This window comes from Roseisalinus antarcticus, assembly GCF_900172355.1.
Classification (GTDB): Bacteria; Pseudomonadota; Alphaproteobacteria; order Rhodobacterales; family Rhodobacteraceae; genus Oceanicola; species Oceanicola antarcticus_A.
In genome coordinates this window covers 14,663-29,604 of sequence record NZ_FWFZ01000005.1, presented here as the reverse complement: position 1 = coordinate 29,604, position 14,942 = coordinate 14,663, and the positions used below count along the sequence as shown (strand labels likewise).

The window sequence follows — 14,942 nt, the reverse complement described above, 5'->3', positions numbered from 1 at the left end:
CGACCGAGCTTTCGATGAGTGCGCGACCCGCCAGGAGGCTCAGGTCGTGCGCGACCCTCGACACAGTTTCTTGCGGACCGCTTGCTGAATGGTCCTCGGCCAATGTGTATCCCTTCCCGACCCCGCTGTCCGGCGACACTCTAGGAAAGACAGGTTAAGACTGGTTGAATTTCCGTTCAGGTCAACGCTGGGCGTGCTGCCAGTCGGGGTGGATCCAGGGCTCTGCGTTCGAGGGGGGCAGCGGCGTCCGCCCGAGGATGTGATCCGCCGCCTTCTCGCCGGTCATGATCGAGGGCGCATTCAGGTTGCCGTTGGTGATCCGCGGAAAGATCGAGCTGTCGGCGACCCGCAACCCCTTGACGCCGATGACCCGGCACTCGGGGTCCACGACCGACCGCGGATCGTCCGCCCGGCCCATCCGGCAGGTGCCGCAGGGGTGATAGGCACTTTCCGAATGCGAACGGATAAAGGCGTCGAGCGCGTCGTCCGACCGGGCCTCCGCGCCGGGCTGGATCTCGTCGCCGCGGTAGGGGGCAAAGGCCTCCTGTGCGAAGATCTCACGGGTCAGGCGGATCGCGGTGCGGAACTCCTCCCAGTCGTCGGGATGCGACATGTAGTTGAAGAAGATCGACGGCGCCGCCGCGGGGTCCGCGCTGCGCAGGCGGACATGGCCGCGCGATTTGGAGCGCATCGGCCCGACATGGGCCTGCCAGCCATGACCCTCGGCGGCGGCCTTGCCGTCATAGCGGACGGCGATGGGCAGGAAGTGGAACTGGATGTCGGGATAGTCGATGCCGGCCCGGCTGCGGATGAAGCCGCAGCTTTCGAACTGGTTCGAGGCCCCGGGCCCGGTGCGGTTGAGCAGCCAGCGCACCCCCACATAGCCCTTGCCCAGAAGGTTCCAGTAGCGGAACAGGCTGACCGGCCGGGTGGCGGCCTGCTGGATATAAAGCTCAAGGTGGTCCTGCAGGTTGGCACCCACACCGGGACGGTCGGCGATCACGTCGATGCCATGCTCGGCCATGTGCGCGGCGGGCCCGATCCCCGACAGCATCAGCAGCTTCGGCGAGTTCAGCGAGGAGGCGGCGAGGATCACCTCGGCCCGTGCGTGCAGGACCTCTTTGCGACCCTTGCGGGTCACCTCGAGGCCGGTGGCGCGGCCGTTCTCGATCACCACGCGGTTCGCCATGGCGCGGATCAGGGTGCAGTTCGGCCGCTTCAGCGCGGGCTTGAGGTAGGCATTGGCCGCCGACCAGCGGCCGCCCTTCCAGATGGTCGCGTCGAACGGGCCGAAGCCCTCCTGCCGGTAGCCGTTGTAATCGCCGGTCACGCCGTAGCCGGCCTGCCGCCCAGCCTCGACGAAGGCGCGGGTCAGCGGGTTGACCCGGCTGCCGCGCGACACATGCAGCGGGCCGTCGGTGCCACGCCAGGACGGATCGCCGCCATGCCCGCCGTCATGCCAGTTCTCCAGCCGTTTGAAATAGGGCAGCACGTCGGCATAGCTCCAGCCGGTCGCACCTTCCTCGGCCCAATGGTCGAAGTCGCGGGCGTGGCCGCGCACATAGATCATCCCGTTGATCGAGGAGGACCCGCCGATCACCTTGCCCCGAGGAACCGGCAGGCGTCGCCCGTCCAAGTGCGGTTCCGGCTCGGTCTGATAGCCCCAGTCGTAGCGGCGCATGTTCATCGGATAGCTGAGCGCACCGGGCATCTGGATGAACGGCCCCGCGTCCGACCCGCCGTGTTCGACGACGATCACGGATTTGCCCGCCTCCGACAGGCGCCAGGCCATGGCGCAGCCCGCCGAGCCGGCGCCCACGATGATGTAATCGGCCTCCATCAGAACGGGGCCTCGGTCGGGTTCATCGCGACATAGACGGATTTCAGCTGGCTGTAATGCTCGATCGCCGCGCGGGAGTTTTCGCGCCCGATGCCGGACATCTTGGCGCCGCCGAAGGGCATCTCCACCGGAGTGAGGTTGTAGGTGTTGATCCAGCAGGTGCCGGCCTCGAACCCGGCGACCATGCGGTGCGCCCGGGCGAGATCACGGGTGAACACCCCGGCGGCGAGGCCGAACTCGGTGTCATTGGCACGGCGCAGGGCCTCGTCCTCGGTCTCGAACCGCAGGACGGACATGACGGGGCCAAAGATCTCGTCGCGGGCGATGGTCATGTCGTCGGTGACGCCGGTGAAGAGCGCGGGCGTGATGAAAAAGCCGGGCAGGTCGGGGATCGTGCCGCCGGCCACAAGGGTCGCTCCCTCGTCCTTGCCCTTGGCGATGAAGCCCTCGACGATCTCGCGCTGGCGGGCCGAGACCATGGGGCCGATGGTCGTCTCGGGGTCCATCGGGTCGCCAAGCCGCGCATTCTGCATGCGGTCGGACAGGCGCTTGACGAAGGCGTCGTGGATGCCGGCCTGGACGAAAACCCGCGTGCCGTTCGAGCAGACCTGCCCGGTGGAGTAGAAATTGGCGTTGATCGCGGCCGAGACCGCGCTTTCGAGGTCGGCATCGTCGAAGATGACCAGCGGGGATTTTCCGCCAAGCTCCATCGTGGCGTGCTTCATCTGGGCCGCGGCGGCGGCATAGACCTTCTTGCCCGTGGGCACGGACCCGGTCAGCGAGACCTTGGCCACGCGCGGGTCGGTCACCAGCGCCGCGCCGACGTCGCCGTAGCCCTGGACCACGTTGAAGACGCCGGGCGGCAGGCCCGCCTCGAAGAAGATCTCGGCCAGTTTCAGCGCGGAGAGCGGCGTGGTCTCGGACGGTTTGAACACCATCGTGTTGCCGCAGGCCAGCGCGGGCGCGGATTTCCACGCGGCGATCTGGATCGGGTAGTTCCACGCGCCGATGCCGACGCAGACACCCAGCGCCTCGCGCCGGGTATAGGCGAAATCGCCGCCCGGCAGCTGGATGTGTTCGCCGGTCAGGCTGCCCGCGAGCCCGCCGAAATATTCCAGCGCGTCGGCGGCCGAGGTTGCATCGGCCACCAGCGTTTCCTGGATTGGCTTGCCGGTGTCGAGCGTCTCGATCTCGGACAGGGCCTGGTTGCGCCGGCGCAGCAGGTCGGCGGCGCGGCGCAGGATGCGGCCCCGTTCGGTGCCCGACATCGCGGCCCACTCGGCCTGCGCGGCCTCGGCCGCGAAAAGCGCGGCCTCGATCACCGCGGGGGTGGCCGCGTGCAGCTCGGCGATGGTGTCGCCGGTCGCGGGGTAGATCACCGGAAGGGCGGCGCCGTTGGCGTCCTCCAGCGGGACACCGTTGACGAAATGGCTTGCATGCGGTTGGGCGTTGATCATCGGTCTGGTCCTTTCGGGGCGCGGCGGGTCAGAGCCCGCGGCGGCGCCACCATGTGTCGGTCTGGAAGTCTTCGGGCACGGGGTCTGTCGCCCAGTCGATGCCCAGCTCTTCAAGCGCGTCGAGACGCGCGTCGCTCAGGTCGCGCTTGGGGTCGCCGCACCACCGGCAGAAGCGGATGCGCGAGGTCATGCGCTCGCCCTCGATCCGGTTCATGATCCCGTAGGCGTCCTCGCGCGGCCAATAGACCATCAGCGCCTTGTTGCAGTCCCAGGGGTCGGGATGCTGGTCGCAGACGGGGGCGATCCGGGCGCGCATGGTGTCGCAGCAATGTTCTTTGCGCATGGTCACTCTCCACGCGGGAAACGCTTGGACTCTTCAAGTATGTTGAGGTCCATGTGGTTGCGCATGTAGCGTTCGGAGGCATCGCGCAACGGCTGGAAATCCCAGGGGAAATAGGCGCCGTTGCGCAGCGCCTCGTAGACCACCCAGCGGCGGGCCTGGCTTTCGCGCACCTGCCCGTCGAAACGGTCGAGATCCCAGAGCGCGTCGGCCTCCGCGCGGAAGGCGGCCAGCCGCTCCGCCTGGGCGGAGTCCTCGGCAAGGTTCGCGCACTCCTGCGGGTCGCGGCCCAGATCGAAGAGCTGCTCGGGGTCGAGCGCACAGCGGGTGTATTTCCACTGGCCCCGCACCAGCGCCACCATCGGCGCCTCGGAGCCTTCGGCGGCATATTCCATCCGGACGGGCGCCTCGCGCGGCTGCGCCCCGGCGAGGCCGGTGACGGAGATGCCGTCGGTCCAGGGCGCCACCTCCTCCATCGAGATCCCGGCGAGGTCGCAGAGCGTCGGCGTCACGTCGAGGCTGGAGACCGGCCCCTCGACCAGCCCCGGCGCCATCTGCGGCGCCGAGATCATCAGCGGCACCCGGGCAGAGCCTTCGCGGAACGACATCTTGAACCACAGCCCCCGCTCGCCCAGCATGTCGCCGTGGTCCGAGACGAAGACGACGATCGCCTCCTGCCGGGTCGCTTCCAGCACGTCGAGGATCTCTCCGATCTTGTCGTCGAGATAGGAGATGTTGGCGAAATAGGCGCGGCGGGAGCGGCGGATGTCCTCCTCGGAGATCGAGAAGTTGCGCCAGTCGTTGGCATCGAACAGGCGTTTCGAATGGGGGTCGTGGTCGGCATAGGGGATCGCCGCGACCTCGGGCAGCAGGTGGTCGCACTCCTCGTAGAGGTCCCAGTACCTGCGCCGCGCCACGTAGGGGTCGTGCGGGTGGGTGAAGCTGGTAGTCAGGCACCAGGGCCGCGGATCGGCCCCGCGCGACAGGTCATAGAGCTTCTGGCAGGCGTGATGCGCGACGTCGTCGTCGTATTCCATCTGGTTGGTGATCTCGGCCACCCCGGCACCGGTCACCGAGCCCAGGTTGTGATACCACCAGTCGATCCGCTCGCCCGGCTTTCGGTAATCCGGCGTCCAGCCGAAATCGGCCGGGTAGATGTCCGTGGTCAGGCGCTGTTCGAAGCCGTGCAGCTGATCGGGGCCGACAAAGTGCATCTTGCCCGAAAGCGCCGTGTGATAGCCTGCCCGGCGCAGGTGGTGGGCATAGGTCGGAATCGAGGACGCGAACTCTGCCGCGTTGTCGTAGACGCCGGTCCGGCTGGGCAGTTGGCCGGACATGAACGATGCCCGCGCCGGCGCACAGAGCGGCGAGCCGGTATAGGCGTTGGCAAACCGGGTCGAGCGCGCGGCGAGTCGTCGAAGGTTCGGCGCGTGCAGCCAGTCCGCCGGGCCGTCCGGAAACAGCGTCCCGTTCAGCTGGTCGACCATCAGGATCAGGATGTTGGGTCCGGTCATCGTAGTGTCCTCAATTCCGCGTCGAGCGCATGAAAGACCAGCGCCGCGGCGGTCTGGCCGTCGCCCTCGGGGTCGAGCGCGTGGCGCAGGTAAAGCCCGTCGATCAGCCCGGCGATGCGCTGGGCGACGCCGGGCGCGACATCGCCGGCAAGCGGGCGCAGGCCATGGACAAGGTTCGAATGCAGCCGCCTGCGATATATGCGCAACAGTCGCCGCGCCCCTTCGGAGGTCTGGGCCAGCACGTAGAAATTCAGCCAGGCGGCGATCGCCTCTCGCCGGAAATTGGCCGACGAGAACGAGGCGCGGATCAGCGCCTCGACCCTCTGGCGGGGCCCGTCGGCCGTGACGAGCGCCCCGCGCACCTCTGCGCCGTAGACCGTCAGGATATAGCGCATGGCGGCGAGGAATATCTGCTCCTTGTCGCCGAAGTAGTGAAACGCCAACGCCGAGGACATGCCCGCACGCTTTGCAATCCGGCTGACCGTCACGTTCAGAGAGCCCACATCGCCGATCTCGGCTATGGTGGCCTCGACAAGTTGTGCGCGGCGTTTAGGCTCTGCTGACATCACACGGGTCCGATTCACGGCTTTCGGGTTGCAATCCAGAGCTAGACCGTCGTTTATTGACTCGTCAATCAATAATCTGCCCCGTTCACGGGGCGTCATACCGGGAGACCACCATGAAACTCATTTCGACAGCCTCCGCCCTCGCGCTCTGCGCCGGGACCGCCTTCGCCGATTGCGGAACCGTCCGGTTCTCCGATGTCGGCTGGACCGACATCACCGCCACGACGGCGGCGACCTCGACCGTGCTCGAGGCGTTGGGCTACGAGACCACGACCGACATCCTGTCGGTGCCGGTGACCTATGCCTCGCTGGCCGAAGGCGATATCGACGTGTTCCTCGGCAACTGGATGCCGACGATGGAGGGCGACATCGCGACCTACCGCGAGGCCGGCACGGTCGACACCGTGCGCACCAACCTCGAAGGCGCGAAATACACGCTGGCGACCAACGCGGTCGGCGTCGCCGCGGGGATCACCGATTTCGCCAGCATCGCCCAGGCCGCCGAGGCGCTCGACGCCAAGATCTACGGCATCGAGGCCGGCAACGACGGCAACCGCCTGATCCTCGACATGATCGACGCCGACGCCTTCGGCCTGTCCGAGTTCGACGTGGTCGAATCCTCCGAACAGGGCATGTTGGCCCAGGTCGAGCGCGCCACTGACCGGGACGAGCCCGTGGTCTTTCTCGGCTGGGAGCCCCATCCGATGAATGCCAATTACGACATGACCTACCTGCCGGGGGGTGACGATTACTTCGGGCCGGACCTCGGCGGCGCCATCGTCGCGACCAACACCCGCGCGGGCTATGTCGCCGAATGCCCCAATGTCGGCACGCTGCTGGAGAACCTGTCGTTCACGCTCGCCATGGAAAACGAGATCATGAGCGCGATCCTCAATGACGGGGTCGACCCCGAGGATGCCGCGAAGAACTGGCTTGCGGCCAATCCCGATACCTGGATGGCCTGGCTCGACGGTGTGACGACGATGGACGGCGGCGATGCCGTGGCCGCCGTCGACGCCGCACTCTCCGAGTAATGCAAGAAAGGGGGCCGTCTCGGCCCCCTTTCCACAAGAGGGGCAGGCATGGATTGGCTGACTGACTACAAGATTCCCATGGGCGACGGATCCGAGGCGGCCGTCGACTGGCTCAAGACCAACGCGCGCCCCTTCTTCGACACGCTCAGCGATGCGCTGGAGTGGCTGATCGATGGGATCGTCTGGTGCCTTCAGACGCCGCCGCCGCTGCTGATCGTCGTCCTGTTCGTCGTTGTCACATGGGGGTTGCAGCGGTCGTGGAAGGTCTGCCTTCTGGTCGCGGTCTGCCTGCTGTTCATCCTAAACCAGGATTACTGGGAAGAGACGACCGACAGCCTCGCGCTCGTGCTGTCCTCCTGCCTTGTCTGCATGGGCGTCGGCGTGCCCATCGGCATCTTTCTCGCGCACCGGCCACGGGCCTACCAGGCGATCAGCCCGGTGCTCGACCTGATGCAGACCCTGCCGACCTTCGTCTACCTGATCCCGGCGATCGTCTTCTTCGGCCTCGGCATGGTGCCCGGGCTCTTCGCCACCGTGATCTTCGTGGTGCCCGCGCCGATCCGGCTGACCTATCTCGGCGTGTCCAAGACGCCGACGCCGCTGCTCGAGGCGGCCGAGGCTTTCGGGGCCACCAAGTCGCAGATCCTCTGGAAGGTCGAGATCCCCTATGCCGTGCCGCAGATCATGGCCGGGCTGAACCAGGTCATCATGCTGTCGCTGTCGATGGTGGTGATCGCGGCCTATGTCGGGGCCGACGGCCTGGGCAAGCCCGTGGTGCAGGCGCTGGGTCGCAACGACCCCGGCCTCGGATTCGAGAGCGGCTTCGTGATCGTCGCCGTGGCGATCATGCTGGACCGGATGCTGCGGGTGAGGTCGAAATGAGCGCCGTCGACATCGACAATGTCTCCATCGTCTTCGGTGAGAAGCCGGAGAAGGCGCTGCCGCTGATGGACGCGGGCAAGACCCGCTCGGAAATCCAGGCCGAAACGCGGCAGGTCCTCGGCGTGCACGATTGCACCCTCTCGGTGGCCGAGGGCGAGATCCTGGTGCTGATGGGCCTGTCCGGCTCCGGCAAGTCGACCCTGCTGCGGGCGGTCAACGGGCTGAACCCGATCGCACGGGGCAGTGTCACCGTCCACGACGGGGAGTGGTCGGCGACGATGCCGCAATGCTCCGCGGCCGAGTTGCAGCGGCTGCGGCGGGAATGCGTCTCGATGGTCTTTCAGCAGTTCGGCCTGCTCCCATGGCGCAGCGTGCGCGAGAACGTGGCGCTGGGGCTGGAACTGGCCGGCATGCGCAAGGCCGAGCGGAACGCCCAGGTCGACAAGCAGCTGGAGCTGGTGGGCCTGTCGGAATGGGCCGACCGCAAGGTCGGTGACCTATCGGGCGGCATGCAGCAGCGCGTCGGGCTGGCCCGCGCCTTTGCCACCGAAGCGCCGATCCTGCTGATGGACGAGCCGTTCTCCGCGCTCGACCCGTTGATCCGGACCAAGCTGCAGGACGAGTTGCTGGAGCTTCAGCAGCGCCTCCGTCGGACCATCATCTTCGTCAGCCACGACCTCGACGAGGCCTTCAAGATCGGCAACCGGATCGCGATCATGGAGGGCGGCCGCATCGTGCAATGCGGCACCCCGCAAGAGATCTTCTCGAACCCCGCCAACGCCTATGTCGCGGAATTCGTGGCCCATATGAACCCCCTGGGCGTTCTGACCGCCGGGGACGTGATGGAGCCGGCCGGCCCGCAGGCCGAGGGGCGGATGCCGGTCGACGCGACCATGGGCGAGGTCATGGCCGTGCTCGCCGACACCTCCGTACCCGTTTCGGTGATCGACGACGGCAAGGTCGTGGGCCAGGTCACCCGGGGCGCCCTGCTGCGCAGCCTGCTGAACCCGCAGGGGCACGGCGACGACTGACCCCGCCGCCCGCGTGTCGTCAGAGCTCGGACGCACCGTGAGCCGACGACGAAGCCGGACTGCCAAAGCGGTGCGGCGGGAGCGCCTTCCGAACGGCGCAATCGGAGGCACCGGGCTTTTTTGGTGGACATTTCGCTGGGCATCGACCGCAGCTGCATGGTTCTTGCGCGTTCTGCGACGGGAAACCCGTCCAAGACCCGTTAGACTGTCAAATATGGATCGGATGCCATGAAACGCCTTCTGGATGCATTCCGCGACCGGCCGCTGCCCACGGGCGCGTTCCTGATGTCGCTCGCGGTGGCCCTGTTCTTTGCCCTGCGGCTGCTGGCGAGCGTGCTTTTCTGGTCGCCGCCCGAACTGCAGCCGATCAAGCCCTGGATGACGGTCGGCATCGTGGCGCGGATGCACGATTACGCGCCCCGCGCCCTGAACGCCGAGGCCGGCTTTCCCCGTCCAGATCCGCGCGCCTCGACCATGGCCGAGATCGCCCGCGCCCGCGGCGTCCCGGTCGAGGCCGTGATCGCAGAGCTCGAAGCCGCACTGTCCCGCCTGGATGCGAAGGAGGGGCGGCCGTGACCGATTGGCTGCTTGCCCTCGTGCCGCACTACGGGGCGCTGCTGCTGACGGTGGCGATCTTCCTGTCCTGTTTCGCGCTTCCGGTGCCCGCGTCGATCTTGATGCTGGCGGCGGGCGGGTTCACCGCGGTCGGCGACCTCGGGATCGGCGCCGTGGCCGGGGGGGCGCTGCTCGGGGTCGCGGCGGGGGATCATAGCGTCTATGCGCTGGGCCGGCTCGGCGGCGCGCGGCTCGCGGCGCGGCTGGAGAGTCACGGCCTGCTGCGCAGGGCCGAGACGATGCTGGCCGAACGGGGCGGGGTCATCGTCTTCCTGTCGCGCTGGTTGTTCTCGCCAGTGGGGCCATACGTCAATTTCGCCGCGGGGGCCGCGCGGCAGCCCTGGGGCAGCTTCGCGCTGTGGGGACTGGCGGGCGAGCTGGTCTGGATCGGGATCTACCTCGGGATCGGCTACGGCTTTGCCGGTCAGCTGGAAGAGGCCTCGGCAACGGCCTTCAACGCCATCGCCGCGATTGGCGCGGGGGCGATCGCGCTGGGCCTCGGCTATTGGCTGTTCAGCAGCAAGCGGCGCAACGCGGTGCAGGGCTGACGGGCGCCCGCCCGGCGGCTAGAGGGTCTCCTCGAAGAGGGCGCGAACCGCGTCCGGCGTCAGCTCGCGCGGGTTGCCGCCACAGGACGGATCGTCCAGCGCCGCGCGGGTCAGCGCGTCGATGTCCGGGTCCGTCACGCCGAGCGCGGTGAGCGAGGCGGGGATGCCCAGCCGCGCGTTCAGGTCGATCACAAGGTCCAGGAAGGCATCGAACCCCGGCGCGAGCCCGAGATAGGCGGCCGCGCGGGCGATCCGATCCTCGATGGCGGGGCGGTTGAACCGCAGCACAGCGGGCATGACCACGGCATTGGTGGTGCCATGGTGCGTGTGGTGAACCGCCCCGATCGGGTGGGACAGGGCGTGTATCGCGCCCAGCCCCTTCTGGAACGCCACCGCGCCCATCGAGGCGGCGGCCAGCATCTGGCCGCGGGCCTCGATGTCCGCGCCGTCGGCATGGGCGCGGGGCAGGTAATCCTTCACCAGCCGCAGCCCCTCCAGCGCGATCCCCTGGCTCATCGGGTGGAAATGCGGAGAGCAATAGGCCTCCAGACAATGGGCGAAGGCATCCATGCCGGTGCCGGCGGTGATCGCCCGGGGCATCCCCACCGTCAGCTCCGGGTCGGCGATGACGGTCGCGGCGAGCATGCCGGGGTGAAAGATGATCTTCTTCCGGGCCGTCTGCGAATTGGTCAGCACGCCCGCGCGGCCGACCTCGGACCCGGTGCCAGCGGTGGTCGGCACGGCGACGACGGGGGCGATTGCGCGGCTGTCGGCGCGGATCCACCAGTCGCCGATATCCTCGAAATCCCAGACCTGGCGGGTCTGCCCGGCCATGAAGGCGACGATCTTGCCGAGGTCGAGCGCCGATCCGCCGCCGAAGGCCACAACGCCGTCGTGCCCGCCCGCGCGAAAGGCTTTGAGCCCCGCGGCGAGGTTGATCTCGTTCGGGTTCGGGTCGACCTGCGAGAACACGGCGCGGCCCAGCCCGCCGGCCTCGAGCATGTCGAGCGCATGGGCCGTGACGGGCAGGCCCGCCAGCCCCTTGTCGGTCACCAGCAGGGGGCGCAGGATGCCCGCCGCGCGGCAGGCGTCGGGCAATTCGGCAATGCGGCCCGCGCCGAAGCGGATCGCGGTGGGATAGGACCAGTTTGCGTTCAGCAGCATCTTGGTGGCGCCTTCCTGAATTGTTGAAACCTGTGCGGGGATGCCTGCGCCCGCGCGTTCGCGACCGTGCGGGGCGGCAAAGCCACCCGGCACGGTCGGGCCCTTGTCGCGGATCGCCTCATGCTCTCTCGAACCCCCGGGCGATTTCCCAGTCGGTGACGGCCCGGTCGAAGGCTTCCTGCTCAACCTCGGCCATGCGGACGTAATGGTCGACCGTCCAGTCCCCCATGGCGGCCCGCAACATGTCCGAGCGGCGCAAGGCCCCGGTGGCACCACGCAGGCTGACCGGCACATCCGCGACCTCGGTCATGCCATAGAGGTCGCCGGTCACGGGCGGGGGCAGGGCAAGCTCCTGCTCGATCCCGGCCAGCCCGGCGGCGAGCTGTGCTGCGCAGGCGAGGTAGGGGTTGATGTCGGACCCGGGGATCCGGTTCTCGATCCGGACGGCGGGTGTGCCGGCCCCCACAAGGCGGAACCCCGCGGTGCGGTTGTCGATGGACCAGGCGGCCTTGGTCGGCGCGAAGGTCCCGGGCGCGAAACGTTTGTAGCTGTTCACATACGGCGCCAGGAACACCATCGTCTCTGCGGCGTACCGGATTAGGCCGGCGACGTAGTGCCCCATCAGCGTCGACATCCCCAGTTCTGCGTCCGGATCGTGGAACGCATTGCCGCCGTCGCGGACGAGCGACTGGTGCACGTGGGCGGCGCTGCCGACCTTGTCGTGGTGCCACTTGGGCAGAAAGCTCGCCGCGTGACCCTTCGCGTCGGCGATCTCCTTGATGGCCTGCTTGGCGATGGTGTGGTGATCGGCGGTCAAGAGCGCCCCGGCATAGCGGATGTTGAGCTCTTCCTGCCCGGTCTCGGCCTCGCCCTTGGAATTCTCCACCGGCACGCCCGCCGCGACCAGCAGGTTGCGGATCGGGCGCATCACGTGCTCCTCGCGGGTGGTCTGCAGGATACTGTAATCCTCGTTGTGGCCCGAGATCGGCGTGAGATCGCGAAAGCCGCCCTTGCGGATCTGGTCGTGGCTGCCCTCGAACAGGAAGAACTCCAGCTCGGTCGCCATGACCGGCGACAGCCCCAGAGCCTCGGCCCGGGCGACCTGGGCCTTGAGGATCTGGCGCGGGGAATGGGGCACCGGCGCATGGGTGTCGTGGTCGAGCACGTCGCACAGCACCATCGCCGTCCCCTCGAGCCAGGGCACCAGCCGCAGGGTGGAGAGGTCGGGCCGCATGACGTAATCGCCATAGCCCTTCTCCCAGCTGGTCGCGGCATAGCCCGAGGGGGTCGCCATCTCCAGGTCGGTGGCCAGCAGGTAGTTGCAGCAATGGGTCTCGGCGTGGGCGCTCTCGCAGAAGTGGGCGGCGTGAAAGCGCTTGCCCATCAGGCGGCCCTGCATGTCGACCATGCAGACCAGAACCGTGTCGATCTGCCCCGCGGCGCAGCGCCCCTTGAGCTCTTCGAATGTCAGAATGCCCATCTTGCCCTCCGTCCCTCCCTGCCGTCACGGCGCCTCCCGGGGACGCGCGGCGGCGGCCGGGGGGCGGCCCGCGACGCATCGCCGGGGCTCGCGCGGGCATGATTGCAAAGACCGGCGGGATGATCGACCCCGGGCCGGCGCTCGGTACCCGTCCGGGCATGACCTGCCGCCACTCTGCCGCCGATGTGCGCGAAGTCCCGCCATGCCCCGCGCCATCGCCGTGTCAAGACATGCTGGGGCGTAAATCGGTGTCGTGTCAGATATTTCGGGGGTTTGGTGGTGCTGTGAGAGAGGATTGAACTCTCGACCTCTCCCTTACCAAGGGAGTGCTCTACCACTGAGCTACCACAGCGCGTGGCGGGGGATTAGCCGCAAAGCCCAAGTCGTGCAAGCCCTGTCTGGACGGTTTTTTGGCTTTGCGTTAGGAGCGGTCCCATGGAACGAAAACCGTCACCGACCAAGGGCCGTGACAGCCGGGAAGACCGGTTGAAGGCGGCGCTGAAGGCCAACCTGGCGCGGCGCAAGGCGCAGGCGCGCGGGCGGGTCGCGGAAGACGGGCAGGCAGGCGCGGAGGGCGGGGCCGAGGGCGGCCCGCGCGACGCGGACAGGAAAGAAGAGTAGGGCAGCCATGGATTCGATCGTTGTGCACGGCGGCACGCCGCTTGAAGGGAAGATCCGGATCGCGGGGGCCAAGAACGCGGCGCTGGCGCTGATGCCCGCGACGCTGTTGTCGGAAGAGCCGCTGACGCTTACCAACGCGCCGCGCCTGTCCGACATCCGGACGATGACCGCGCTGCTGCAATCGCTGGGCGCGGAAGTGACGAGCCTGCAGGGCGGCAAGGTCATCGCGCTGTCGTCGCACAACCTCGCCTCGACCCGCGCCGATTACGAGATCGTGCGCAAGATGCGGGCGTCGAACCTGGTCCTTGGCCCGCTTTTGGCGCGGGCGCACGAGGCCGTCGTGTCGTTGCCGGGGGGCTGCGCGATCGGGGCGCGGCCGATGGACATCCACATCACCGCGCTCGAGGCGCTGGGCGCCGAAATCGAGCTGCGCGACGGCTATCTGCATGCGGTGGCCAAGGGCGGGCTGAAGGGCGCGAAGGTGCCGCTGCGCTTTGCCTCTGTCGGGGCGACCGAGAACGTGCTGATGGCCGCGACCCTCGCCAAGGGCGCCACGGTGATCGAGAATGCCGCGCGCGAGCCCGAGATCGTGGATTTGGCCAACTGCCTGCGGGCGATGGGGGCCCAGATCGACGGGGACGGAACCTCGACAATCACGATCCAGGGGGTCGACCGGCTCGGGGCGGCGACGCATCAGGTCGTCACCGACCGGATCGAACTCGGGACCTACATGCTGGCGCCGGTGATCGCGGGCGGCTCGGTGGAATGCCTGGGCGGGCGCATCGCGCTGGTCAGCGCCTTTTGCGACCGGCTGGATGCGGCCGGCGTCACGGTCGAGGAGACGGCCGAGGGCCTGCGCGTCGCCTGCAAGGGGGCCCGTCCGCGCGCCGTGGACGTGGTGACCGAACCTTTCCCGGGTTTTCCCACCGACCTGCAGGCCCAGATGATGGCGATGCTTTGCACCGCCGAGGGCACCAGCGTGCTGGAGGAGAAGATCTTCGAGAACCGTTTCATGCACGCGCCCGAACTGGTGCGGATGGGGGCGCGGATCGACGTGCAGGGCGGCACGGCCACCGTCACCGGAGTGGACCGGCTGAAGGGCGCACCGGTCATGGCCACGGATCTTCGCGCCAGCGTGTCGCTGATCCTTGCGGGCCTCGCGGCGGAGGGCGAGACACGGGTGAACCGGGTCTATCATCTCGATCGCGGGTATGAGCATGTGGAAGAGAAACTCGGCGCGGTCGGCGCCAGGATAGAACGGGTGGCAGGCGAGTGACCGAAGACGCAAGGTTCGAGGACGGGGGCGAGGCCCCGCTCCGGCTCAGGGCGCTGGATGCGGATGATCTTGCCGTGATCTCGAGCCTTTGCCAGGACGCTGTCTTTCCGGGATCCGAGATCGCATGGGATCGCAAGCATCGTCGCTTCGCCCTTCTGCTCAACCGGTTCCGCTGGGAGGATGCGCCCAAGGCGCAGGCCCTGCGCCGGGACGTCGAGCGGGTTCAGGCGGTGCTGTCGGTCGAGGACGTGGGCCGCGTGCAGTCGCAAGGGGTCCGGCGCGGCGAGTCCGACACTGTGCTGTCGCTGCTCGCCGTCACCTTCGAGCCGGGCGAGGACGGTGGCGGCGCCATCCTGCTGACGCTGGCCGGCGACGGGGCGATCCGGCTGGAGGTCGAGGCGCTCGAGGTGCTGTTGCGCGACGTGACCCGTCCCTACCGCGCGCCCTCGGGCAAGGTGCCCGGGCACGACGACTGAAAAGCCCCCGGGCGCCGCGCCCAGACGCCGCACGGGCGCCGCCCGCATTTTCAAGGGCCGAGAATTGTGGCCGCCGCCCGCTCTGGCTAAGAAGGCGG

The 14,942-nt window shown here is 68.1% G+C and carries 15 protein-coding genes and 1 tRNA gene; 8 read left to right on the top strand and 8 right to left on the bottom strand.

Annotated elements, in window-relative coordinates:
* Nucleotides 1–181: 181 nt before the first annotated feature.
* The 5 genes from betA to betI are packed head-to-tail and all read right to left on the bottom strand — an operon-like array spanning nucleotide 182 to nucleotide 5,717.
* Nucleotides 182–1,840 carry a choline dehydrogenase gene (gene betA / locus ROA7023_RS06395; protein ID WP_085878193.1) on the bottom strand — a complete coding sequence of 553 codons (1,659 nt, stop codon included), beginning with the start codon at nucleotides 1,838–1,840 and terminating at the stop codon, nucleotides 182–184.
* Nucleotides 1,840–3,297, bottom strand: coding sequence for a betaine-aldehyde dehydrogenase (gene betB / locus ROA7023_RS06390; RefSeq protein WP_085878192.1), 1,458 nt, complete (start codon nucleotides 3,295–3,297; stop codon nucleotides 1,840–1,842). The genes betA and betB overlap by 1 nt, the downstream gene beginning before the upstream one ends.
* A gap of 28 nt (nucleotides 3,298–3,325) precedes the next feature.
* Nucleotides 3,326–3,640, bottom strand: coding sequence for a DUF6980 family protein (locus ROA7023_RS06385; protein ID WP_085878191.1), 315 nt, complete (start codon nucleotides 3,638–3,640; stop codon nucleotides 3,326–3,328).
* A 2-nt stretch (nucleotides 3,641–3,642) separates the two neighbouring features.
* Nucleotides 3,643–5,151, bottom strand: a complete 1,509-nt coding sequence (betC, locus tag ROA7023_RS06380) for a choline-sulfatase (RefSeq protein WP_085878190.1) — start codon at nucleotides 5,149–5,151, stop codon at nucleotides 3,643–3,645.
* A complete protein-coding gene (betI, locus tag ROA7023_RS06375) occupies nucleotides 5,148–5,717 on the bottom strand; it encodes a choline-binding transcriptional repressor BetI (RefSeq protein WP_085878189.1) in 570 nt (189 codons plus the stop codon). Before betI ends, betC begins: the two co-directional genes overlap by 4 nt.
* Before the next feature lie 113 nt (nucleotides 5,718–5,830).
* On the opposite strand from betI, the gene choX reads away from it, so the two are divergent.
* From choX to ROA7023_RS06350, 5 genes are all read left to right on the top strand, one after another.
* Nucleotides 5,831–6,751 carry a choline ABC transporter substrate-binding protein gene (choX, locus tag ROA7023_RS06370; protein WP_085878188.1) on the top strand — a complete coding sequence of 307 codons (921 nt, stop codon included), beginning with the start codon at nucleotides 5,831–5,833 and terminating at the stop codon, nucleotides 6,749–6,751.
* A 48-nt stretch (nucleotides 6,752–6,799) separates the two neighbouring features.
* On the top strand, nucleotides 6,800–7,633 hold the full coding sequence (choW, locus tag ROA7023_RS06365; protein ID WP_085878187.1) for a choline ABC transporter permease subunit: 834 nt from the start codon (nucleotides 6,800–6,802) through the stop codon (nucleotides 7,631–7,633).
* A complete protein-coding gene (gene choV, locus ROA7023_RS06360) occupies nucleotides 7,630–8,664 on the top strand; it encodes a choline ABC transporter ATP-binding protein (RefSeq protein ID WP_085878186.1) in 1,035 nt (344 codons plus the stop codon). The genes choW and choV overlap by 4 nt, the downstream gene beginning before the upstream one ends.
* Nucleotides 8,665–8,892: 228 nt before the next feature.
* The gene (locus tag ROA7023_RS06355; RefSeq protein WP_085878185.1) at nucleotides 8,893–9,240 is read left to right on the top strand and encodes a hypothetical protein; all 348 of its coding nucleotides are present in this window, start codon (nucleotides 8,893–8,895) and stop codon (nucleotides 9,238–9,240) included.
* Nucleotides 9,237–9,827: a DedA family protein gene (locus ROA7023_RS06350; protein WP_085878184.1), complete on the top strand. Its 591-nt coding sequence runs from the start codon at nucleotides 9,237–9,239 to the stop codon at nucleotides 9,825–9,827. Before ROA7023_RS06355 ends, ROA7023_RS06350 begins: the two co-directional genes overlap by 4 nt.
* A gap of 18 nt (nucleotides 9,828–9,845) precedes the next feature.
* On the opposite strand, the gene ROA7023_RS06345 is transcribed toward ROA7023_RS06350, so the two are convergent.
* From ROA7023_RS06345 to ROA7023_RS06335, 3 genes are all read right to left on the bottom strand, one after another.
* Nucleotides 9,846–10,991, bottom strand: a complete 1,146-nt coding sequence (locus tag ROA7023_RS06345; RefSeq protein WP_085878183.1) for an iron-containing alcohol dehydrogenase — start codon at nucleotides 10,989–10,991, stop codon at nucleotides 9,846–9,848.
* A gap of 118 nt (nucleotides 10,992–11,109) precedes the next feature.
* Nucleotides 11,110–12,471: a glutamine synthetase family protein gene (locus ROA7023_RS06340; RefSeq protein ID WP_085878182.1), complete on the bottom strand. Its 1,362-nt coding sequence runs from the start codon at nucleotides 12,469–12,471 to the stop codon at nucleotides 11,110–11,112.
* A 277-nt stretch (nucleotides 12,472–12,748) separates the two neighbouring features.
* Nucleotides 12,749–12,823 (bottom strand) — tRNA-Thr (locus tag ROA7023_RS06335).
* 83 nt (nucleotides 12,824–12,906) lie between these two features.
* Between ROA7023_RS06335 and ROA7023_RS06330 the strand changes: the two genes are divergently transcribed.
* The 3 genes from ROA7023_RS06330 to ROA7023_RS06320 are packed head-to-tail and all read left to right on the top strand — an operon-like array spanning nucleotide 12,907 to nucleotide 14,844.
* Nucleotides 12,907–13,092: a hypothetical protein gene (locus ROA7023_RS06330; RefSeq protein ID WP_085878181.1), complete on the top strand. Its 186-nt coding sequence runs from the start codon at nucleotides 12,907–12,909 to the stop codon at nucleotides 13,090–13,092.
* A 7-nt stretch (nucleotides 13,093–13,099) separates the two neighbouring features.
* Entirely contained in the window at nucleotides 13,100–14,368 is a 1,269-nt protein-coding gene (murA, locus tag ROA7023_RS06325; protein WP_085878180.1) for a UDP-N-acetylglucosamine 1-carboxyvinyltransferase, read from the top strand.
* Nucleotides 14,365–14,844: a DUF2948 family protein gene (locus ROA7023_RS06320; protein WP_085878179.1), complete on the top strand. Its 480-nt coding sequence runs from the start codon at nucleotides 14,365–14,367 to the stop codon at nucleotides 14,842–14,844. Before murA ends, ROA7023_RS06320 begins: the two co-directional genes overlap by 4 nt.
* Nucleotides 14,845–14,942: the final 98 nt, after the last annotated feature.